General features: G+C 57.7%; 19 protein-coding genes and 1 tRNA gene. 7 read left to right on the plus strand and 13 right to left on the minus strand.

The genetic code is table 11. The features are described 5' to 3' along the window. The first annotated feature begins 10 nt into the window (after positions 1–10). The 4 genes from BM254_RS13090 to BM254_RS13105 all read left to right on the plus strand — a co-directional run bounded on the left by BM254_RS13090 (position 11) and on the right by BM254_RS13105 (position 3,804). Positions 11–400: a hypothetical protein gene (locus BM254_RS13090; protein ID WP_092004410.1), complete on the plus strand. Its 390-nt coding sequence runs from the start codon at positions 11–13 to the stop codon at positions 398–400. Between the two features lie 146 nt (positions 401–546). Then, positions 547–1,341 (plus strand): ATP-dependent zinc protease family protein, encoded by a 795-nt coding sequence (locus tag BM254_RS13095; RefSeq protein WP_092004412.1) that lies wholly within the window; start codon positions 547–549, stop codon positions 1,339–1,341. Next, positions 1,338–2,855 carry an inactive transglutaminase family protein gene (locus tag BM254_RS13100; RefSeq protein ID WP_092004414.1) on the plus strand — a complete coding sequence of 506 codons (1,518 nt, stop codon included), beginning with the start codon at positions 1,338–1,340 and terminating at the stop codon, positions 2,853–2,855. Before BM254_RS13095 ends, BM254_RS13100 begins: the two co-directional genes overlap by 4 nt. 1 nt (position 2,856) lies before the next feature. Next, a complete protein-coding gene (locus tag BM254_RS13105; RefSeq protein ID WP_092004417.1) occupies positions 2,857–3,804 on the plus strand; it encodes an alpha-L-glutamate ligase-like protein in 948 nt (315 codons plus the stop codon). A 62-nt stretch (positions 3,805–3,866) separates the two neighbouring features. Here the strand turns inward: BM254_RS13105 and BM254_RS13110 are convergent, their stop codons facing one another. Continuing rightward, a complete protein-coding gene (locus BM254_RS13110) occupies positions 3,867–5,456 on the minus strand; it encodes a BCCT family transporter (RefSeq protein WP_092004419.1) in 1,590 nt (529 codons plus the stop codon). Between the two features lie 248 nt (positions 5,457–5,704). Here BM254_RS13110 and BM254_RS13115 point away from each other — a divergent pair, with 248 nt between their 5' ends. Together BM254_RS13115 and BM254_RS13120 are read left to right on the plus strand one after the other, a co-directional pair. Continuing rightward, on the plus strand, positions 5,705–7,351 hold the full coding sequence (locus BM254_RS13115; protein ID WP_092004422.1) for an FMN-binding glutamate synthase family protein: 1,647 nt from the start codon (positions 5,705–5,707) through the stop codon (positions 7,349–7,351). Positions 7,352–7,462: 111 nt separating this feature from the next. Then, positions 7,463–7,539 (plus strand) — tRNA-Pro (locus tag BM254_RS13120). Positions 7,540–7,591: 52 nt separating this feature from the next. Here the strand turns inward: BM254_RS13120 and BM254_RS13125 are convergent. Further along, positions 7,592–8,233 carry a Crp/Fnr family transcriptional regulator gene (locus BM254_RS13125; protein ID WP_092004425.1) on the minus strand — a complete coding sequence of 214 codons (642 nt, stop codon included), beginning with the start codon at positions 8,231–8,233 and terminating at the stop codon, positions 7,592–7,594. Between the two features lie 116 nt (positions 8,234–8,349). On the opposite strand from BM254_RS13125, the gene BM254_RS13130 reads away from it, so the two are divergent. After that, positions 8,350–8,538: a YgaP family membrane protein gene (locus BM254_RS13130; protein ID WP_092004696.1), complete on the plus strand. Its 189-nt coding sequence runs from the start codon at positions 8,350–8,352 to the stop codon at positions 8,536–8,538. 62 nt (positions 8,539–8,600) lie between these two features. Here the strand turns inward: BM254_RS13130 and BM254_RS13135 are convergent, their stop codons facing one another. The 11 genes from BM254_RS13135 to BM254_RS13185 form a co-directional block, all read right to left on the minus strand. Next, positions 8,601–8,966: a MerR family transcriptional regulator gene (locus BM254_RS13135; protein WP_092004428.1), complete on the minus strand. Its 366-nt coding sequence runs from the start codon at positions 8,964–8,966 to the stop codon at positions 8,601–8,603. Continuing rightward, positions 8,947–9,249 carry an integration host factor subunit alpha gene (ihfA, locus tag BM254_RS13140; RefSeq protein WP_007151838.1) on the minus strand — a complete coding sequence of 101 codons (303 nt, stop codon included), beginning with the start codon at positions 9,247–9,249 and terminating at the stop codon, positions 8,947–8,949. Before ihfA ends, BM254_RS13135 begins: the two co-directional genes overlap by 20 nt. Positions 9,250–9,252: 3 nt before the next feature. Then, complete coding sequence (gene pheT, locus BM254_RS13145) at positions 9,253–11,625, minus strand: phenylalanine--tRNA ligase subunit beta (protein WP_092004431.1); 2,373 nt, start codon at positions 11,623–11,625, stop codon at positions 9,253–9,255. A gap of 74 nt (positions 11,626–11,699) precedes the next feature. After that, positions 11,700–12,698, minus strand: coding sequence for a phenylalanine--tRNA ligase subunit alpha (gene pheS, locus BM254_RS13150; protein ID WP_092004433.1), 999 nt, complete (start codon positions 12,696–12,698; stop codon positions 11,700–11,702). A gap of 138 nt (positions 12,699–12,836) precedes the next feature. Continuing rightward, positions 12,837–13,190 (minus strand): 50S ribosomal protein L20, encoded by a 354-nt coding sequence (rplT, locus tag BM254_RS13155; RefSeq protein WP_092004435.1) that lies wholly within the window; start codon positions 13,188–13,190, stop codon positions 12,837–12,839. A gap of 50 nt (positions 13,191–13,240) precedes the next feature. Next, the gene (gene rpmI, locus BM254_RS13160) at positions 13,241–13,432 is read right to left on the minus strand and encodes a 50S ribosomal protein L35 (RefSeq protein ID WP_092004438.1); all 192 of its coding nucleotides are present in this window, start codon (positions 13,430–13,432) and stop codon (positions 13,241–13,243) included. Between the two features lie 93 nt (positions 13,433–13,525). Continuing rightward, positions 13,526–14,071 carry a translation initiation factor IF-3 gene (infC, locus tag BM254_RS13165; RefSeq protein WP_092004441.1) on the minus strand — a complete coding sequence of 182 codons (546 nt, stop codon included), beginning with the start codon at positions 14,069–14,071 and terminating at the stop codon, positions 13,526–13,528. Continuing rightward, a complete protein-coding gene (thrS, locus tag BM254_RS13170) occupies positions 14,068–15,993 on the minus strand; it encodes a threonine--tRNA ligase (RefSeq protein ID WP_092004444.1) in 1,926 nt (641 codons plus the stop codon). Before thrS ends, infC begins: the two co-directional genes overlap by 4 nt. 165 nt (positions 15,994–16,158) lie before the next feature. Further along, on the minus strand, positions 16,159–18,759 hold the full coding sequence (locus tag BM254_RS13175; RefSeq protein ID WP_092004447.1) for a TRAP transporter permease: 2,601 nt from the start codon (positions 18,757–18,759) through the stop codon (positions 16,159–16,161). A gap of 86 nt (positions 18,760–18,845) precedes the next feature. Then, positions 18,846–19,829 carry a TAXI family TRAP transporter solute-binding subunit gene (locus tag BM254_RS13180; protein ID WP_092004449.1) on the minus strand — a complete coding sequence of 328 codons (984 nt, stop codon included), beginning with the start codon at positions 19,827–19,829 and terminating at the stop codon, positions 18,846–18,848. A gap of 186 nt (positions 19,830–20,015) precedes the next feature. Beyond that, positions 20,016–22,400, minus strand: a complete 2,385-nt coding sequence (locus BM254_RS13185) for an efflux RND transporter permease subunit (protein WP_092004452.1) — start codon at positions 22,398–22,400, stop codon at positions 20,016–20,018.

Genomic DNA, 22,400 nt, shown 5'->3' on the forward strand with positions numbered 1-22,400 from the left:
CAGGCAAGTTATGCTGAAAGAACTGTGGCGAAAACTGGGATCAGAACTCTGGCAGGAAAACCGGGCCGGGGATGACATGCAGTCGTGTGTTCTGGCAGGAAGAAAGAAAACCTATCCGAAAGGTTTCCGGATCCTGCCCCACATTACCCACACGGGTGAATTCCATCTCGAGCGCCTGACGAAAATCCTGAAAGAACGCTATGGCCAGAGTTTCTCGATCCCGGATAGCCGAAGCGAGAATGACGGCGCCATCAGGGAAATGATCAGCTTTGCTTCCCGTATCCAGGATCAGGATATCCAGCGCGAGTTGTTGCTGTTTTACCTGAATTGCTCCCCGGTGATTCAGGAGTATCTGCGTTCCCAGACCGATCTTGGCGAAGGCCCCTTCCTGTCCGGATAATCCGTACTGCCCGTTAACCAACTGTAAAGTCACTACACACGTTGGTTGCGGTATACTCCCCGGCCTTAATTGAACACATTCAAGGCACAGACCATCAGCACGCCCTATTGTCCGGGCGTTCTTGTCTGCCGGCTCAGGGGTACTTCATGGGTTACAAACGTTCGCGGGCTGGTTTTCCGTTCCTTTCTGTCATCGCAGCCGCAGGGCTGAGCGTGGTATTGGCCGGGTGCTCGTCGGATCGCTATTTCATGGTCCCGAAAGAGGACCTGACAGAGCTGAACTCTTCGGTACAGTCCCAGCGGGCAACGCTTGTCACCATGGAAGGCAATGCTTCGGTTCGTCACGAGCAGCTTCTGCAACGGGAAAAGCTGTCTACCCAGACCATTCTGGAAGCTATTGAAACCAGGGTCGAAAAACCGGTCTGTCCTCCGACCCCAGCGCAGCCAGTCTGCCCGACACTCGAGGACACCGGCCGTGCCGACCGCCTGAAAGGCAAGGTTATCGTGGGTGAGGTGGAGAAATTCTACCTGGCCGGACCCGGTCTGGTTTATACCGCGCGAATCGACAGCGGCGCCGAAACCTCTTCCCTGGATGCCCGCAATATCACCCGTTTCGAACGGGATGGCAGCAACTGGGTGCGATTTGATGTCCCGGTCCCGGGCACGGACGAGCTGGTGACTATGGAGAAGGAGATTTCCCGCCGCGTTCGCATCATCCAGGCCAGTGCCGAGGATTCGGAACGCCGTGTGGTGGTGGAACTCCAGTTTGCCATCGGTGACCACAAGCAGGTTGCCGAGTTCACCCTTGCCGATCGCAGCAATCTCACCTACGAAGTACTTATCGGCCGCAACGTGCTCCGGGATGTCATGCTGATTGATGTCGGCAAGGAGTTTGCCACGGAACTGCCCAAGAGCCTGAAACGGAACGGAGACGACGCTTGACCACCCGTTCACGCATACCGTTTTACGTCGCCGTCCTGCTGCTGATCGGGGCTGGCATCGCCTTGGCCATCTGGCGCCATGTCGAGCTGGGCATTCCCTGGTTAACCGGCGAACAACGCCCGGTCTGGATGGTCGAGGCCCGGGTGGATTTTGAGGGAACCGAGGAGCCAGTGCTGGCCAGCCTCAACATCCCGGAACAACCGCCGGGCTTCAGTATCATTTCCGAACAGGCCGCCTCTCCGGGTTATGGGTTCTCCATCGTGGAAAACTCCGGTGGCCGCAGGGCGGAATGGAGCAAGCGGGACGTCTCCGGGCCGCAAACCCTGTATTTCAAGGCCCAGTTCATTCCCACGGATGATTCCCGGCCCAGGCGGCTGGCACGGGAGCCGCAGCCCCGTGAAATGTTCTGGGAAGAACCCCAGGCGACCGCCGTACGGGAAGTGCTGACCCAGGCCCGCGAGCGTTCCAGCACCCCCGAAAGCATGACCCGTGAGCTGATCCGGCTGATGCAGCCGGACACCCGGACCCAGAACACCACACTGCTGGTGGCCGAGGAGAATTACCTCCAGCTGGTGGTGGATATGCTCAATCACGCCGGCATACCCGCCCGCACCGCCGACGGCCTGCGGCTCGAGGATGCCCGCCGCCGCCAGCAGTTGATGCCCTTCCTGCAAATATACAACGGTGAGGACTGGCTGACCTTCGATCCCCAGACAGCGGAACAGGGAGTCCCCGAGAACCTGCTGCTATGGCGCCAGGGCTCCGAATCCCTGCTGGATGTGGTCGGCGGTGACAATTCCGAAGTGAGCTTTTCGATGCTCCGGCAGACAGTCCCTGCCCTGCAGCTGGCCACGATGCAGGCCGAATCCAACGGGCTGGGTTTCCTGAGCTTCTATGAGCTGCCCATCGAGGAACAGAGTATGTTCCGGATGCTGTTGCTCCTGCCTCTGGGCGCGTTGATCGTGGCTTTCATGCGGATGGTGATCGGCATTCGGACTTCGGGCACCTTCATGCCCGTGCTGATCGCCGTAGCCTTCGTGCAGACCACCCTGCTTCCCGGGCTCATAGCCTTCCTGTCCGTGGTCGCCATCGGTCTTCTGATGCGGGGCTATCTCTCCAGCCTCAACCTGTTGCTGGTATCCCGGATCTCCGCCCTGATCATCCTGGTCATCTTCATCACTGCGGGGCTGTCCATTATTGGTTACCAGATGGGCTTCAACACCGGCATGACGGTGACCTTCTTCCCCATGGTTATCATCGCCTGGACCATCGAGCGGATGTCCATCCTCTGGGAGGAAGAAGGCGTCCGCGAGGTCATGATCCAGGGCTCAGGCAGCCTGTTCGTGGCCATCTGCGCCTACCTGGTCATGAGCGCCCCGCTCGCCGGCCATCTGACCTTCAACTTCCCGGAACTTCACCTGGTGATTCTCGGGTTCATCCTGCTGATGGGTCAGTACACCGGCTACAAGCTCAGCGAACTTCGTCGATTTTCACCCATGAAGGTGTACGACTGACATGGAGTGGATTTCTCCCCGGAGACTGAAACGGCTGGGCATGCTCAACATGAACCGGCGCAATGTGGATTACATTGCCCGGTACAACGAGCGCTCGTCCTATCCGCTGGTGGACAACAAGCTGAAGACCAAGCTGGTGGTCGCCGAATACGGCGTAAAGACGCCCCGGCTGTTGCAGATCGTCCGTGAGCAGCATGAGATCTCCCACTTCCGGGAAATGGCCGAGGACCTGAAAGGTTTCGCGATCAAGCCGGCGAAGGGCTCGGGCGGCAAGGGTATTACCGTGATAACCGGCCGGGACGGCGATGAGTACATCAAGGCCTCCGGAGCGCGGGTGGATGCCCCCTACCTGGAGCGCCATCTGACCAACATCCTGGCGGGCCTGTACTCATTGGCAGGCACGCCAGACGTCGCCATTGTGGAGAACCTGGTCCAGTCCGACCCGGACCTGGCCCGTTACTCCCACCAGGGCGTCCCCGATATCCGAATCGTTGTGTTCCAGGGCTATCCGGTCATGGCAATGTTACGGCTCGCCACAACCGCCTCGGACGGCAAGGCGAACCTGCATCAGGGTGCCGTAGGTGTGGGTCTTGATATCGGAACCGGGCGCAGCCTCAATGCGGTTCAGTTCAACCGACCGATCACCCTGCACCCGGATACGGGACTGGCTCTGGAGAACATCGAGATCGCTGCCTGGGATGAGATGCTGGAGATGGCATCCCGCTGTTATGAAGCCACAGGGCTGGGCTACATGGGGGTGGATCTGGTGGTCGATGCCAACGAAGGCCCCCTGCTGCTTGAACTCAACGCACGACCGGGCCTGGCGATTCAGATGGCCAACGGTTGTGGCCTCCTGCCAAGACTCCGCGCTATCGAGAACCTCAAGCGCCCTCATTTCTCGCCTGGCGAACGGGCACAGTTCGCCATGGAAACCTTCGCCAGTCGCTGAACTCAAAAAACAGACACAAAAAAACCGGGGCCTCGACCCCGGTTTTTACTATCCGCTGATGATCAGAGTTCGCCCCTTGCTATCAGCAGTTTGCGCTCATGACTGAGGCCCTTGAGCAGCCCCCAGGTCATGACCAACAGAATGGCCGTGAACGGCAGGCCGGCACTGATGGCTGTTGCCTGGATCGCGCCCAGGGCATCGGCACCGCCGCCGAAAATCAGCGCTGCTGCAATTGCCCCCTCCATAACGGCCCAGAATACACGCTGAGCAGTAGGAGCGTCGGTCTTGCCACCGGCGGTAATGCTGTCAATCACCAGCGAGCCGGAGTCCGAGGAAGTCACGAAGAAGACCAGCACGAGGATGATTGCCACGAAGGAAATGATTCCGGTCAGCGGCAGGTTGGCAAACATCTGGAACAGAGCCAGGGAGACGTCGGTCAGACCTTCCTCGGCGAGGGTACCAACACCATTCTGGATCTGCTCGAGTGCGGCGCCACCGAAACTGCTCATCCACACAACGGTGATGACAGTCGGAATCAGGAGAACCGCAGTGATAAATTCACGAACCGTGCGGCCCTTGGACACCCGGGCGATAAACATGCCTACGAACGGTGACCAGGAAATCCACCAGGCCCAATAGAAGACAGTCCAGCCCTGGAACCAGGCCTCATCTTCACGCCCGAACGGGTTACTGAGCGGCACCATGTTGACAACATAGCTGGAGGATGTGACCCACATGGTCTCCAGGATGGTCATGGTCGGGCCAGCGAAAATGACAAAGAACAGCAGGAGTGCCGCCAGGCTCATGTTGATGTTACTGAGAACCTTCACACCACCTTCCAGGCCGCGGACAACGGAAATCAGCGCAACGGCGGTGACCCCCACGATAATGGCCATCTGAACGTTGATTCCATTGCCAGTATCAAACAGGTAATCGAGACCCGACGCTGCCTGCTGCGCGCCAAAACCAAGAGATGTTGCGAGGCCAAAGATGGTCGCAACCACGGCCAGTACGTCAATGATGTGGCCAGGCCAGCCCCAGACCTTGTCCTTGAGCAGCGGGAAGAACGCAGAACGAATGGTCAGCGGCATGTTCTTGTTGAATGCGAAGAACGCCAGTGACAGCGCCACCACGGCATAGATCGCCCAGGGATGCAGACCCCAGTGGTACATGGTCGCACCCATGGCAAGGTTCGCGGCCTCCGGCGAGTTCGCTTCTACATTGAATGGCGTCTCGTACCAGCCGGTGTAATAAGCGGTCGGTTCCGCAACAGCCCAGAACATCAGGCCGATACCCATACCGGCAGCGAACAGCATGGCAAACCATGACGGCCTGGAAAACTCGGGCTTGGCGTCCTGGCCACCGATCCGGATTTTACCCACCGGCATGAAGATCAGTGCAATACAAACCACCACAAAGATGTTGGCACTGATCAGGAAAAACCAGTCAAAACTGGCAATGATGTCCCACTTTGCTCCATCGAGCAGCTCTTTCGCCGGCGTCGGAAACATCAAGGTTCCGATGACGAAAGCCACAACGATAAGAGCGGAAACCGGGAACACCCAGTTATGGAGATCGAGACCAAGGACGTTAATATTGTCCTGGCCCGCGACGTAATCCGTCTGATATTCGTCTTTCACTACCTCGCCCACGTTTGGCGCCTCCTGGGTCAGAAATTCAATGTCAGAATCGGAGTTCAATTATTACAAGCGCGCAAGTCTAATGTTTTGAGGTCAAAACATCAAAGCCCGCTTATTGTGGTTTTTTCGTACTTACCCTTATCAGAATAGTTCATTTCCCGAATTTTCAAGTGTCTGAAGAGGCAATCCACTGTCTCGGACCCCGGGTATCTATATAATCAGTGCATCAGGCACTTCCCGAGAACCGATCCGAGGTATTCATGGAGAAAACCACGACCTTTCCACTGCGCTACAGTGCCTATGCCCTGAGCATTGCAGGATTTGTTATCTCACTGCCGGTGACACTGTGGCTGGGGTACGGCTACATTGTCCCCGCCATCTTTGCCGTGCTGACCGGGGTGGGAACCTACGACCTGATCCAGACCAGGCATACGGTCAGCCGGAACTATCCGATCATGGCCAACTTCAGATATCTCTTTGAATCCATAGGCCCGGAGATCCGGCAATACTTCATCCAGTCGGACACGGAAGAGCGCCCGTTTTCCCGGGAGCAGCGCACGATCGTCTACCAGCGAGCCAAAAATGTGCTCGACAAGCGCCCCTTCGGCTCCCAGCTGCGCATGTACGAGGAAGGGTTCGAATGGATGAACCACTCGCTGACCCCGACGCGCATCGCCGATTCCGACTTCCGCATCGTGATCGGAAAGAATCGCTCCAAGCCCTACAGCGCCAGTGTTTTCAACATTTCGGCCATGAGTTTCGGCTCACTTTCAGCGAACGCGATCCTGAGCCTGAACACCGGCGCGAAAATGGGCAGCTTTTATCACGACACCGGCGAAGGGTCGATTTCCAGATACCATCTCCAACCCGGCGGTGACCTGGTCTGGGAGATCGGATCAGGCTATTTCGGCTGCCGTAACAAGGACGGCAGCTTCAACGCCGACATGTTCAAGCAGAATGCCGCCCTCGATCAGGTAAAAATGATAGAGCTCAAACTATCTCAGGGCGCAAAACCCGGCCACGGCGGCATTCTGCCCGGCGCCAAGGTCACACCGGAAATTGCCGAAGCCAGGGGTGTGTCCCTGGGTGAAGACTGCGTCTCCCCTGCCAGCCATTCGGAGTTCTCCAACCCCATCGAAATGCTTCATTTCATTGACCGCCTGCGTGAGCTCTCGGGGGGTAAGCCGGTGGGCTTCAAGCTGGCCATCGGCCATCCCTGGGAGTGGTTCGGCATCGTCAAGGCCATCCTGGAAACCGGGATCAAACCGGATTTTATCGTCGTTGATGGCGGCGAAGGCGGCACCGGGGCGGCACCACTGGAATTCATCAATCGGCTCGGCATGCCTATGACCGAAGCCCTGCTGATCGTCCATAACACCCTGGTGGCCACCAATCTCCGGGAAGACATCGCCATCGGCGCCGCCGGCAAGATCACCTCCGCCTTCAACATTGCCCGCACGCTCGCCCTGGGGGCGGACTGGTGCAATGCCGCCCGGGGCTATATGTTTGCCCTCGGCTGTATTCAGGCGCTCAATTGCCACACCGGCCGCTGCCCAAGCGGCATCGCCACCCAGGACCCACGAAGGAGCAACAAGCTGGACGTTCGTCACAAGAGCCAGCGGGTGTACAACTTCCACAAGAACACCCTGGACGCCCTCCAGAACCTGCTGGAAGCCGCCGGCCTGCGTCATCCGTCCGAGCTGGGTCCTGAGCATGTAATTCGCCGGACCTCCAGAACCGAAGTGCACTCCTACCTGGACCTCTACCGTTTCCTGGAACCTGGCGCCCTGCTGACCGGCGAGAAAACCGGCCTGACGGTCTTCGACAAATACTGGCCGGAGGCCCGGGCAGACAGCTTTGAGCCGCCCCACTTCATCATGAAACTGCGGGAGACCAAGCTGAGGTAAATTTTCGGGGGCAATTTGCCGAAAGCCTGTTTATTTTTCTGATGGGCTGGTGTAGACTTCGCTCCCGCTAAGCCACTGAGATAAACCTCTTTTCTCATGGCTGGCAGTTAACGGGGCGTAGCGCAGCTTGGTAGCGCATCTGCATGGGGTGCAGAGGGTCGCAGGTTCAAATCCTGCCGTCCCGACCAGAATTCCCTGACAAAGCCTGGGCCGAAAGGTCCGGGCTTTGTGCTTTTTGGATCAGGCCCCGACCAGTACCGAAGAGTCCAGCAATCCAGTCAGCTCGATCTTCCCGCGTGACAGCCTGACCATCTTCTGTCGCTCCAATTCCTTGAGCAGTCGGCTCACTACTTCCCGCGCAGTTCCAAGTTCAACCGCCAGTTCCTGGTGGGTGATGGTAATCACGCCGCGACTGGCCCGGGCCTGGAGCCACTCTTCGAGACGTTCATCCATGCGATGGAAGGCAACCTCCTCGACCAGCAGCATGAGATCATCCAGACGACGCCCGTAGGATTCCATGATCCCGAGACGGAACTCCGGTGACTGGTCCATCAGCCGGTCAAAGACGCCCCGCGGAATCATGGCCGCCTCCCCTTCTTCCTCGACGACGGCCTCCGCACGGTAACCGCGCCCGGTCATCAGGCAGCCAATAGAGAGCGTGCAGACGTCGTCCTTACCCATGCGGTACAGCACGATGCTGTGGCCGGAAACACCGGTCATCTGCACCTTTACGCTGCCCTTAAGCACCAGCGGCAGGCCCTGGCAGTGCTCCCCGGCACTGAACAGTACCTGGCCCGACGGAAAACGCATGACCTGGATCTTCTCCATCGCCTCTTTGCGAAGCTGCTCCGGCAGAATGTCGAGGATGCTGTGGTGGGGCATGGAATAACGTCCTTATCCGTTACGTTGGCTGATCGTGTGTGACTTTATCACTGAACTATCGGGAAGTATGACCTAAAGTTAAGCCATAAGCTCATATCAGCAAAGGAGACTGAATGATGACTGTAAACATGGGTTCTGCTGACCGCATCATCCGCGCCATCGTTGGCGTAGTTTTGCTTGCCCTGGTGTTTGTTGGCCCCCAGACCGCGTGGGGATGGATTGGCATTATTCCGCTGGCGACTGCGCTGATGGGTAATTGCCCCGCCTACAGCATCCTGGGCATCAAGACCTGCAAGAAGAAATAACAGCCACAAAAAAGCCGGGGCGGTCCTCAGGGCCGCCCCGGCTTTCTGTTTTTACACCCGGTTTATTTGACCGGCGTGTTGAGCACCTCAAGAACTTCTTCGAGCTCAACAATCATCTGACGGATGAGTTGCTTGTACTGGGAGGTGTCTTCTTTTATCTCGTGACTGCTCAGCTTCTGCTTGGCGCCACCGATGGTGTAGCCCTGATCATAGAGCAGGCTGCGAATCTGGCGGATGGTAATGACATCCGCCCGCTGGTAGTAACGACGATTGCCCCTGCGCTTGACCGGCGACAGCTGTGGAAACTCCTGTTCCCAGTACCGCAACACATGGGCTTTGACGTCACAAAGATCGGCTACCTCACCAATGGTGAAGTAACGCTTCCCGGGGATTGCCGGGAGTTCGTTGTTATGACTGGGTTCCAGCATACGCTTCCACTTTCTGTTTTAGTTTTTGTCCGGGTCGAAACGTAACAACACGCCGTGCACTGATCGGGATCTCTTCACCAGTTTTCGGATTCCGTCCCGGCCGCTGTTTTTTGTCCCGAAGGTCGAAGTTGCCGAAACCGGACAACTTCACCTGTTCGTTATGGCTGAGTGCGCCTCTGATTTCATCGAAGAAAGCTTCCACCATTTCCTTGGCTTCCCGCTTGTTCAGGCCCAATTCCTCGTACAAGCGTTCCGCCATTTCCGCTTTCGTCAAAGCCGCCATCTCTTAACTCCTCAGTGTTGCCCCCAACTCTTCTTTCAAGGCATCAATGACACCATTGAAGAGCGAATGCACTTCGTCCTCATTCAAGGTGCGTTCGGGATGCTGCCAGAACAGACTCAGTGCCAGGCTCCGGTTCCCCTCACCCAGGCTCTCGCCTTCATAGACATCGAACGCACGCAGCGCTGTCAGACGCTCACCGGCATGCTTCCTGGCTACACGCTCCACATCGGCGAACGCTACATCGCTCCCGATAATGATAGCCAAATCCCTGCGAACTTCCGGGAATTTTGAAATTTCTTTGAAATTAGGCACATATCCGGTGACGATCGAATTCAAGAATAGCTCAAACATCAGGATCGTGCCATTAAGTTCCAGATTTTTCTGAACTTGTGGATGCAACGTGCCCAACCAGCCTACATGTTCACCATCGCGCATCAATTCGGCAGTCTGGCCCGGATGCAGCGCCGGGTGCTGGCTGGCCACGAACTGGACCTCGATCCCCAGCAGCCGGAACAGACCTTCCAATTCCCCTTTTACATCAAAGAAATCGGCGGTTCTGCGACCGTTTGCCCAGTTTTCCGGATACTGACCACCGACAACCACACCGGCCAGCATGGGCTGCTGATCGATGCGCTCGCCGTCCTGCTCGAAGCGCAGGCCGGTCTCGAACAGCCGGATACGCGGCTGCTGACGGTTCTGGTTATAGGCAACGGTCTTGAGCAGACCACTCCAGAGCGTTGTACGCATGACCGACAGGTCGGCCGAGATCGGGTTCGCCAGGGCAATACCGTCGCGCTCCGGATCAACCAGCTTCTGAACCTTGGGATCCACGAAGCTGTAGGTCACGGCTTCCTGGTAGCCCTCGGCAACGAAATAATTGCGGATGGCGGACACCGGGCGCTTTGCCTCTTCCCGGGCAACCAGGCCGAGGGAGCCGGTGGGTTCAGTCACCGGCAGGTTGTTATAGCCAAAGATCCTGCCGACTTCCTCGATCAGGTCTTCCTCGATGGTGATGTCCGGACGGAAGCTGGGCACACTGACGCGCCAGCCATCCTTGAGCAGCTTGTCGATATGGAGCCCGAGCCGGGTGAGGATCTCCTCGACGGTGGTGCGGTCGATCGCCATGCCGAGAACATCGGCCAGCCGTTGCTCCCGAAGGTCAATGGTGCGGTCAGCCGGCAGATGCTCGTCGCTGGCTACTTCCACGATTTCACCGGGCTCGCCGCCAACGATATTCATAAGCAGCTCGGTGGCACGTTCCATGGCATCACGGGCCAGCTTGTAGTCGACTCCGCGCTCGAAACGGTGGGAGGCATCGGTATGCAGGCCGTAATGGCGAGCCTTGCCTGCCAGGGTGATGGGCTCAAAATAGGCGGACTCCAGCACCAGATCCCGGGTCTTTTCGCTGACACCGGAATGCTCACCACCCATCACACCCGCGATGGCGATGGGCTTTTCGTGGTCGGCAATTACCAGGGTGTCTTCGGTGAGCTCCACTTCCTGGCCGTCGAGCAGAACCAGTTTCTCGGCCGGTTTGGCCATACGCACGATAATGCCACCGCTGATCTCGTCACGGTCGAATGCGTGCATGGGCTGGCCAAGTTCCAGCATCACGTAATTGGTGACATCCACCGCCGCATCGATGGAACGGATACCGGAGCGACGCAGCTTTTCCTGCATCCACAGCGGCGTTTCCGCTTTAAGATTGACGTTGCGCAGAACACGACCGAGGTAACGGGGACAACCTGCCGGTGCCTCGACACGGATATCAGGCACCTCAGAGTGCACTGCCTCCACCGGCTCGATGACAGGCTCGGTGACCACCAGGCTGTTGAGCACACCCACTTCCCGGGCGATGCCCTTGATGGAGAGGCAATCGCTGCGGTTTGGCGTCAGGTCCACGTCGATGGTGATGTCATTGAGCTTGAGGTAATCGGCCATCTCCTGACCAACCGGCGCATCCTCCGGCAATTCCATCAGGCCGTCGTGATTTTCAGACAGGGCCAGCTCGGACTCGGAACACAGCATCCCCTCGGAGGGCTGGCCACGCAGCTTGGCCTTCTTGATCTTGAAGTTGCCGGGCAGCACCGCGCCAACCACGGCAAAGGGCACCTTCAGGCCGGGGCGTACATTGGGCGCACCACAGACCACCTGGACGGTCTGCTCACCATCGCTCACCTGGCAGACCCGGAGCTTGTCCGCGTCCGGGTGCGGTTCGACGGATTGGACTTCGCCAACCACCACACCGCTGAATTCACCGGCGACCGGCTCAAAGCCGTCCACTTCCAGCCCGGCCATGGTGATCTGGTCCATCAATTCCTGGGAGCCAATGTTTGGATTAACCCACTCGCGCAGCCACTGTTCACTGAATTTCATGGTTCTTGCCTTGTCCTGATGCGGTTTTGCCTGTTGGTTTGATTGCCGTTAATGCCTGCAGACCAGCCCGAGGATTACCGGAACTGGCGCAGGAAGCGCAGATCGTTCTCGAAGAACATGCGCAGGTCATTCACGCCGTAGCGCAGCATGGCCAGGCGTTCAACGCCCAGGCCAAAGGCAAAGCCACGGTACTCTTCGGCATCAATACCGCAATATTCGAATACTTTCGGATGCACCATGCCGCAGCCCATTACTTCCAGCCACTTGATGCTGCCATCGGCCTCGCGGCCCCACTCGATGTCCACTTCCGCGGAGGGTTCGGTGAACGGGAAGTAGGATGGCCGGAAGCGAACTTCCAGATCGCGCTCGAAGAACACTCGCAGGAACTCCTCGACGGTGCTCTTGAGGTCGGCAAAGCTGACATTCTTCTCGACCAGCAGACCTTCCACCTGATGGAACATCGGGGTATGGGTCATGTCGGAATCGCAGCGGTATACACGGCCCGGGCAGATCATGCGGAACGGCGGCTTGCCGGCTTCCATGGTGCGGATCTGGACCGGAGAGGTGTGAGTGCGCAGCAGCGTGCCGGGATTGAAATAGAAAGTGTCGTGCATGGCACGGGCCGGGTGGTGGCCGGGAATGTTGAGGGCTTCGAAGTTGTGATAGTCGTCTTCGATTTCCGGGCCCTGCTCCACGCTGTAGCCGGCGCGGGAGAAAATCTCTTCGATACGCTGCAGGGTGCGGGTCACCGGATGCAGGCCACCGAGATCCTGGCCGCGGCCCGGCAGGGTAACGTCAATGGATTCACTGGCGAGCTTCGCTTCAATGGCGGCCTTCTCGAGATCGGTGCGGCGGGCATTGATCGCCTGCTCTACCTGCCCCTTGGCTTCGTTGATCTTCTGGCCGGCGGCAGGGCGCTCCTCGGGAGACAGCTTGCCCAGCGTCTTGGCTTGCTGGGTAATCACACCCTTCTTGCCGAGGTATTCCACACGAATTTGATCAAGTGCCTGCAGGCTGTCCGCACTCTCAACGGCGCTCAGCCCGTCCTGAACCAGTTGCTCCAGGTTTTCCATTGACCCTGCTCCAAACCAGAAATGGGGTAGGTTAAAACAAAAATAGGGGAAGAGCGTGCCCTTCCCCTATTCAGAAGGCGCCTTCATGATGCCATGAGACGCCGGATCGATCAGCAATCGATGAGAGATCTTAAGCGATCACAGGGACGCTTTGGCTTTCTCAACAACAGCGGCAAACGCCTGCTGCTCGTTCATGGCCAGGTCGGCCAGAACCTTACGATCGATTTCAACATTCGCCTTTTTCAGGCCAGCGATCAGACGGCTGTAGGACAGACCGTTTGCGCGGGCACCGGCGTTGATACGGGAGATCCACAGAGCGCGGAATGCACGCTTGCGGTTGCGACGGTCACGGTAGGCATACTGCTGGGCCTTGATAACCGCCTGCTTGGCAACCCGGAAAACACGGCTACGGGCACCGTAGTAACCCTTGGCCTGCTTCATGATCTTCTTGTGACGACGACGTGCTACCACGCCACGCTTTACACGAGCCATACTTTAATCCTTCTACCTTTACTTTCTCAGGAATGATGCGCGCGGCTGGATCAGCACGCGGTCATGCGCTTGATAGCTGCAACATCTGACTTGGCGATGAGCTTGGTACCGCGCAGCTGACGCTTACGCTTCGGGCTCTTCTTGGTCAGGATGTGGCTGGTGAAGGACTGCTTGTGCTTGAAGCCGGTCGCGGTTTTCTTGAACCGCTTGGTAGCTCCGCTTTTGGTTTTCATCTTAGGCATTTTTTAAAACTCCGCATTCTATTTTGGATAAACAAATGTGTCCCTGAACGACAAATCCCCCGCCGATGCGGGGGACCCGTCATTGGATCAGGTTCACTTCTTCTTGCGGGGTGCCACGACCATGGTCATCTGGCGGCCTTCCATTTTCGGCCGCTGTTCTACCTGGGCCAGCTCCTCAATATCTGCTTCGATGCGGTTCATGAGCTTCATACCAATTTCCTGGTGTGCCATCTCACGGCCACGGAAGCGGATAGTGATTTTGCCGCGGTCCCCGTTTTCAAGGAAACGTACCAGGTTGCGTAGTTTGACCTGATAATCCCCTTCTTCAGTTCCTGGACGGAACTTGACTTCCTTGACCTGCGTCTGCTTCTGCTTTTTCTTGGCAGCCGCCTTGGCCTTCTTCTCTTCGAAGATCTTCTTGCCGTAGTCCATTATCTTACAGACGATCGGATCGGAATCCGTAACCTGAACCAGGTCAAGAGACGCTTCTTCTGCCTGCTTGAGTGCATCCTCAATGGGAACAATACCAACCTGATTGCCTTCGGCATCAATCAGGCGGACTTCAGTTGCGTCAATATTTTCATTGATAGGCGCTTTTGGAGTACGCCCACCCCGATTCGCTCGCTGTTTAATAATCAGATCTCCGTTTTGGTTCTACCTTTGCGTTCGACGTCTTTGGCCAGTAGCGCTTCGAATTCGTCGACCGACATGGTCCCCAGATCTTCGCCCTTGCGGGTTCTCACCGCAACCGCGTTGTTCTCGATTTCTTTATCGCCGACAACAACGAGATAGGGAACCTTGTTAAGAGTATGCTCGCGGATTTTAAAGCCGATCTTCTCGTTTCTCAAGTCAGCATTAACCCTAAAGCCCAAAGAATCCCACTTTTTGGCCAGATTCTGACAATAATCACGCTGATTATCGGTAATATTCAGCACCGCCACCTGGGTCGGTGCCAGCCAGACCGGGAACGCACCTTCGTATTCCTCGATCAGGATACCGATGAAGCGCTCGAAGGAACCGAGCACCGCACGGTGCAGCATGACCGGAGTCCGGCGCTCGGAGTTGTCGGCCACATATTGGGCACCAAGACGACCCGGCATGGAGAAATCCACCTGGATGGTACCGCACTGCCAGACCCGGCCGATACAGTCCTTCAGGGAGAATTCGATCTTCGGTCCGTAGAAGGCGCCCTCACCCGGCAGCAATTCCCAATCCACGCCCTCGCGGTTCAGGGCTTCTTCCAGTGCCGCTTCGGACTTGTCCCAGACTTCGTCGGAACCAACCCGTTTTTCCGGACGGGTTGAGAGCTTGTACAGGATCTCGGTGAACCCGAAGTCCTCGTAGACTTCGTGCAGCAACTTGATAAATGCCGACACTTCTTCCTGGATCGCGTCCTCTTCGCAGAAGATGTGAGCGTCATCCTGGGTAAAGCCACGCACCCGCATCAGGCCGTGCAGCGCGCCAGAGGCTTCGTTGCGGTGGCAGGAGCCGAACTCCGCCAGGCGCAGCGGCAGGTCCTTGTAGCTCTTCAGGCCCTGGTTGAATACCTGCACGTGGCAGGGACAGTTCATGGGCTTGATGGCGTAGTCATGCTTCTCGGACTCGGTGGTAAACATGTCGTCCTTGAATTTGTCCCAGTGCCCGGATTTCTCCCACAGGGTACGGGACACCACCTGGGGTGTCTTGATCTCCTGGTAGCCATGCCTGTGCAGCTTGGCCCGCATGTACTGCTCGATTTCCTGGTACAGGGACCAGCCATCCGGGTGCCAGAACACCATGCCCGGAGCTTCTTCCTGCATGTGGAACAGGTTCAGCTTCTTGCCAATCTTGCGGTGATCCCGCTTCTCGGCCTCCTCCAGGCGGTTCAGGTAGGCCTTGAGGTCTTTCTTGTTGCCCCAGGCAGTACCGTAGACCCGCTGCAGCTGCTCGTTGCTGGTGTCGCCACGCCAGTAGGCGCCGGCCACCTTGGTAAGCTTGAAGGCCTTGAGCTTGCCGGTGCTGGGTACGTGGGGACCACGGCACAGGTCGATAAAATCGCCCTGACGATAGAACGACAGATCCTCATCGCCAGGAATGTCCTGGATGATACGAACCTTGTATTCCTCGCCCATGTCCTCGAACAGCTTGATGGCGTCTTCCCGGGACATAACAGACCGGGAAACAGGGATATCCTGCTTGGCCAGCTCTTCCATCCGCTTCTCGATCCGCGCCAGGTCCTCGTTGGTGAACGGGCGGTCGTATTTGAAGTCGTAATAAAAGCCGTTGTCGATCACCGGGCCAATGGTTACCTGGGCGCCGGGGAACAGCTCCTGGACAGCCATCGCCATGAGGTGGGCTGTGGAATGACGAATGACATCGACACCGTCCTCGTCACGATCGGTGACGATGGCCAGTTCGGCATCACGGTCAATCACGTGGCTGGTATCCACCAGCTTGCCATCGACTTTTCCGGCCAGGGCGGCCTTGGCCAGGCCGGCGCCAATGTCGGCGGCGACGTCGTGTACGGTTACGGGTTCAGCAAAACTACGATGGCTGCCATCCGGCAGGGTAATGACGGGCATGGAATACTCCTGTTGTTTACTCAGCGGTGATCTATACCAAAGATCACATGGTGCCGGGACACCGCGACACAAACCGCGGCCCGGATCTGAGGCGAGTCTACCAGAAAAAAACCCGGCGGGTTAACGCCGGGTTTCTACGGACCTAATAAAATTCCGGTCGAACTGTCAGGCCGGCTGGCCTGCCGCCTCCTCCCTGGCTTTTCTTCGGAGCTGGCCAAAGGCCAGAACAGCCAGAAGAAGCAGTGCCGGAATAAACATCAGCTCCTTGGGAGGCCGCTCCTTCTCGACCTGAACCTTGTCGATGGTCCAGCCGAAACTGATCCCTGCCTGCTCCGCGATACTGCCGAAGTTCACGAAGTCCACGACCATCTGCTCGCCCTGAGGAGAGACCTCGAGCCCGGCCTGGGCCAGTCTCTGCTGTGGCGTCTCTGCCTCGGGCAGCGGCAGCCGCAGGTATTTCGACACCTCGTCGCCATCAATGGACATACCGGTAGCCTGAATCACAATGGGCTTGTCAGCCGGAACATCCTCAACATATTGGAAGATCTCCGATCCGGGCCGGTCTTCCGTGGGCGGATAGACCATATCCCACCAGAATCCCGGCCGGAACAGCGTGAAGGTGATCAACAGCAGGCAGACCGTCTCCCACCACCGTGTTTTGGTGAACCAGTAACCCTGGGTCGCCGCGGAGAACACCAGCATGGCGGTCACCGCACTGAAGATGGTGATGAGCAGATCCACCCAGCCGGTCAGTCCGATCAACAACAGCTGCGTGTTGAAAATGAACATGAACGGCAGGATCGCGGTGCGGATGTCATAGGTGAAGCCCTGAACACCGGTTCGTATCGGATCGGCACCGGAGATGGCTGCGGCCGCGTAGGCGGCGAGGCCTACCGGCGGCGTATCATCCGCCAGGATGCCAAAGTAGAACACGAACAGGTGCACCGCAATCAGCGGTACCAGCAGGCCATTCTCGGCGCCAAGGGTCACGATAACCGGCGCCATCAGGGTTGAGACCACGATGTAGTTGGCGGTGGTCGGCAGGCCCATACCGAGAATGAGGCTGATGATGGCCGTAAAGATCAGCATCAACAACAGGTTGCCGCCCGAGATGAACTCCACGAACTCGGTCATTACCAGCCCGATGCCGGTCAGCGTTACGGTCCCGACCACAATGCCGGCGGTCGCCGTTGCCACACCGATGCCCACCATGTTCCGGGCACCCGTGACGAGCGAATGGGCCAGATCAACACTGCCCTGCTTCAATCCCGCAATGTAGTCTCCACGCTTGTGGAAGAAGGCTTTCAGCGGCCGCTGGGTGATCACGATGAAGATCATGAACACGGTCGCCCAGAAAGCGGACAGCTGCGGAGAAAAGCGTTCTACCGTCAGGCACCAGACCAGCACTACCACGGGCAGCAGGAAGTACAGACCGGTCTTGACCGTCGGGCCGACCGGAGGCAGTTCGTCCAGGGATTTCTCCGGGTCGTCTTCCTCAAGATCCGGAAACTTGCTCGCATAGCCGACCAGCCCTATGTAGGCAAGCAACAGCAGAGGTGTCAGCACCCACATGGCGGCTTCGCCCAGGACGGTCTTCATCCAGCCGATGCCGTAATAGACCACCAGGGTCAGCACGCAGAGGCCCAGCAGAATCACAACCCAGTTCAGCATGCGCTGGGCCAGGGTCGGACGGTCCAGCCGCTCAATGCCTTTCATGTTCAGCTTGCAGGCCTCGAGGTGCACGATGTAGATCAGTGCCACATAGGAAATCATCGCCGGCAGGATCGCGTGCTTGATGACTTCCAGGTAGGAAATGCCCACATACTCCACCATCAGGAAGGCTGCGGCACCCATGATCGGAGGCGTCAGCTGGCCGTTGGTGGAGGCTGCCACCTCAACCGCACCCGCCTTGGTGGCAGGAAAGCCCACCCGCTTCATCAGCGGAATGGTGAAAGTACCGGTGGTTACCACGTTGGCAATGGAGGAGCCGGAAATCACACCGCTCAGGCCACTGGAGACCACGGCTGCCTTCGCCGGACCTCCACGCATATGACCCAGCAGCGCATAGGCGACCTTGATGAAGTAGTTACCGGCACCGGCCCGCTCAAGCAAGGCTCCGAACAGGACAAACAGGAACACGAAGCTGGTTGAAACCCCGAGGGCCACACCGAACACACCCTCGGTACCAAGCCACTGGTGCGAAGCCAGCTTGCTCAGGCTGGCGCCCTTGTGGGAGATCACATCCGGCATGTACGGGCCGGCCAGGGAGTAGATGATGAACACGCCAGCCACAATGGTCAGCGGAAGACCCAGTGCGCGGCGGGTGGCTTCCAGCAGCAGCACAAGGCCGCCAAGGGCGACAATCATGTCCTGGGTATTGGGGGCGCCCGGCCGGGTGGCCAGCTGGTCATAGAAAACGTAAAGGTACGAGGCCGCAAATGCCGCCGCCAGCGCCAGTATCCAGTCATAAACCGGCACATGGTTCTGGTGCTTGCCCCGCATCATCGGGAAAGCAGCAAATGCCAGGAACGAGGCAAACGCCAGATGAATCGAGCGTGCTTCCGTGGAATTGAACACGCCGATCTCGAAAATATAGGGAAGCGGTGACGCTATCCAAAGCTGGAAAAGAGACCAGAGCAGAGGAACGATAAAGAGAATGACAGCGGCAGGACCGGTCGCAGCCCTTCCGCCCGATTCGGTCTGGAGGAATTCCTCAACTTTCTGCTTATCGATGGCATCCCCGGCTCTCGGGTCGCTATTTGTCATAGCCGGATCCTGTCAGAGGGAAATCGGGAAGATCAGTAAAGGCCGCGGGCGGGGCTGCCCGCGGCCGGTTTTCAGGAAACGCCGGATCAGTCGATCAGGCCGGCTTCCTTGTAGTACTTGGCAGCACCCGGGTGCAGCGGCGCACTCAGGGCATCTTGTACCATTTCTTCCTTCTGCAGGTTGGCGAAGGCCGGGTGCAGACGCTTGAAGCTGTCGAAGTTCTCGAACACAGCCTTCACAACTTCGTACACCACGTCCTCGGGTACATCGGTGGAGGAAACGAAGGTCGCCGCAACACCGAAGGTGGTCACATCCTCGTCGCTACCCCGATACATGCCACCCGGAATGGTCGCCTTACGATAGTACGGATGATCGGCAATCAGCTTCTCGGTTGAGGCATTGTCGACGTTGACCAGTACGCTGTCGCAGGAAGTGGTCGCTTCCTTGATGGAACCGGACGGGTGACCAACGGTGTAGAAGAAGGCATCAATGTTGCCGTCACACAGGGCCTGGGACTGCTCGGCAGCCTTCAGCTCGGCGGCCAGGGAGAACTTGTCCATGGTCCAACCCATTTCTTCCATCAGCACTTCAGCGGTGGCACGCTGACCGGAACCCGGGTTACCCACGGAAACCCGCTTGCCTTCGAGATCTTCGAAGTTCTTGATGCCGGAGGCCTTGCTGGCAACTACAGTGAACGGCTCAGGGTGCAGGGAGAAAACCGCGCGCAGCTTCTCGTTGGCACCATCGTCTTCAAACTGGCTGGTGCCATTGTAGGCATGGTACTGCCAGTCGGACTGGGCCACAGCAAGATCCAGCTCACCCTGACGGATGGCGTTCAGGTTGTAGACAGAACCGCCGGTACTCTCAACGGAGCAACGAATACCGTGCTCTTTCCGGTCCATGTTGACCAGACGGCAGATTGCGCCACCGGCGGGATAATAAACACCAGTCACACCGCCGGTACCGATGGTCACGAAACGCTGCTCCTGCGCAGATACCGAAGTGGATGCAGCACCAAGGCTGACCGCAGCGGCTACAGCAAGAGCGGAAGCTTTGAGTTTCAGTGTCATGTGAATCGTTCCTTTTCTGCTCGTTGTAATTAAAGAATGCCCGTCTCTCATACGGACATATTTCGCGTCCGCCTTAGAACATAGACCACTTTATGGCATAAATAAAGTCAGAGTTAGCTCTCTAAACAGTTGACCCAACAACAAAAAAGCCCGCAGTGCGGGCTTTTTTGATCGTGGGTGGCAAGCTTATTTCGCTGTCCTCGCCTTTTCAAGCATGCGCTCCGGGCGAAGCAGGAAGCGGGCCAGTGCCGGCAGCAGCCAGATGGCGCCGATCATGTTCCAGAGGAACATGAAGAACAGCAGGAAGCCCATATCGGCCTGGAACTTGATAGGCGAGAAGATCCAGGTCACCACGCCGATACCCAGGGTCACGCCGGTAAAGACAACAGCCTTGCCGGTGGAGCGCAGGGTTTCGAAATACGCGTCCTGCAGGGTCTTACCTTCAAGCAGGTACTTTTCAAGCTTGCTGTAGATGTAGATGCCATAGTCCACACCGATACCCACACCAAGCGCGATGACCGGCAGGGTCGCCACCTTGATACCGATACCCGAGACCGCCATGATCGCCTCACACAGAATCGAGGTCAGGCCCAGCGGAATCACGATACACAGTACCGCGCGGATGGAGCGGAATGTGAGGAAGCACAGCAGACTCACCACGCCGTAGACGAAGATCAGCATCATGTCCTTGGCTTTGGAAATAACCTCGTTGGTGGCCGCTTCAACACCAGCGTTACCAGCAGCCAGCAGGAACGTATGCTCCTCGTTGCTGTTTTCCCGGGCGAACTCTTCAACTACCTCGACTGCAGTTTGCAGGGTTTCAGCCTTGTGATCTTCCAGGAACACCAGCAGCGGTGTCAGGCTGCAATCGGTGTTGATCAGCCCGGAAGGCGCATTGCGGATAGAGGCATTTATGATCGTCTGGTTGCGGGAAATGGCATACCAGTTCCAGTTACCTTCGTTCAGCGCCTTGGTGACGATTTTGGAGACATCCGCCAGCGATGCCGTGGACTGCACGCCCGGCGTGTTCGCCAATTCCCACTGCAGCGAGTCCATGGCCCGCAGTACGCTGTACTGGGTGCACTGCTCCACCGGCGTCTTCACCATCACCACCATGACATCGGCACTGGTGGAGTAGTTGTCGATAATGTAGGCGTTATCCTGGTTGTAGCGGGAGTCCTTGCGCAGCTCCGGTGCACCCTGATCCAGGTCACCTACCTTCAGGTCCTGCTTGTAGTAGAGGCCAAGACCGAGGCCGATCACCGCAATCAGCAAGGAGATGGGCGCGACACTCGGATGGGAGAAGTTGGACAGGAGTCGCCATTTGCGATCCTGCTTCTCACCGTGGTTCTGCACATGACGCACACCACCCTTGGAGATGCCGATGTAGGACATGATCAGTACATGCAGCACCAGGTTGGTGATGATCACGAAAGCGACACCGATACCGGCGGCAACCGCCAGATCACGGATGACATCGATCTCGATGAAGAACAGGGTCAGGAAGCCGAAGGCATCGGAGATCAACGCCAGCATGCCCGGAATATAGAGGGCCCGGAATGCAAGACGGGCGGCGGTGATGGCATCGAAGCCCTTGGCCGCTTCCACCGCCATGGCGTTGACGATCTGCACGCCATGACTGATACCGATGGCAAACACCAGGAAAGGCACCAGAACCGAGTACGGGTCCAGGCCATAGCCCAGCAGACGCAGGGTACCCAGCTGCCAGAACACGGCGATAATAGAGGTGAACACCGGTACCAGGGTTCCGGAAACACTGCGGGAATACCAGAACAGCAGCAGCGTGGTCAGGACAATGGTGATACCCGCAAACCAGGCGATGGAGCCGATACCCTCGATCAGGTCCCCCACCTTCTTGGCAAAGCCGACAATGTGAATGTCGATATTGGGGTTCTGGGCTTCGTATTTCTCCCGGATCTTTTCTTCCAACTGACGGGAAAAGGTGCCGTAATCCAGCGGCTCACCGGTCTCCGGATCGGTCTCGTACAGCGGTGCGTAGACAATGGTCGATTTGAAGTTATCGGAGATCAGCCGGCCGACTTCGTTGGAACGAAGCACGTTCTGACGCAACTGTTCCAGACTTTCCCGGGAACCATCATAGTCATCCGGAATAACCGTACCGCCCTGGAAGCCCTGCTCGGTTACTTCCACCCAGCGCACGTTGGAGGTCCACAGGGACTTCAGGCCTGAGCGGTCAACACCGTTGAGATAGAACACCTCATCGGTAATCTGCTTCAGAGTCTCCATGTACTCTGGAGAGAAGATATCGCCGTCCTTGGATTCCACGGCGATCCGCACAAAGTTACCCAGGTTTTCCAGGTCGTCCCTGTGCTCGAGCATGTTGACGATGTACGGATGCTCCAGCGGAATCATCCGCTCGAAACTGGCATCCGGCTGGATCTTGGCCGCGTTGTAGCCGAGGAACAGGGTCAGGATGGTCAGCAGAACCAGGATGATCGCCCGATTGTTGAAAATCAGACGCTCCAGGAACGGTTCCGCCTTTGGCGTGGTCAGGTAATGTTCGCCCTTGTCATGCTTCGGGTTGGACAT

Origin of the sequence: Marinobacter pelagius, from assembly GCF_900114925.1 — a bacterium.
GTDB classification, from domain to species: domain Bacteria; phylum Pseudomonadota; class Gammaproteobacteria; order Pseudomonadales; family Oleiphilaceae; genus Marinobacter; species Marinobacter pelagius.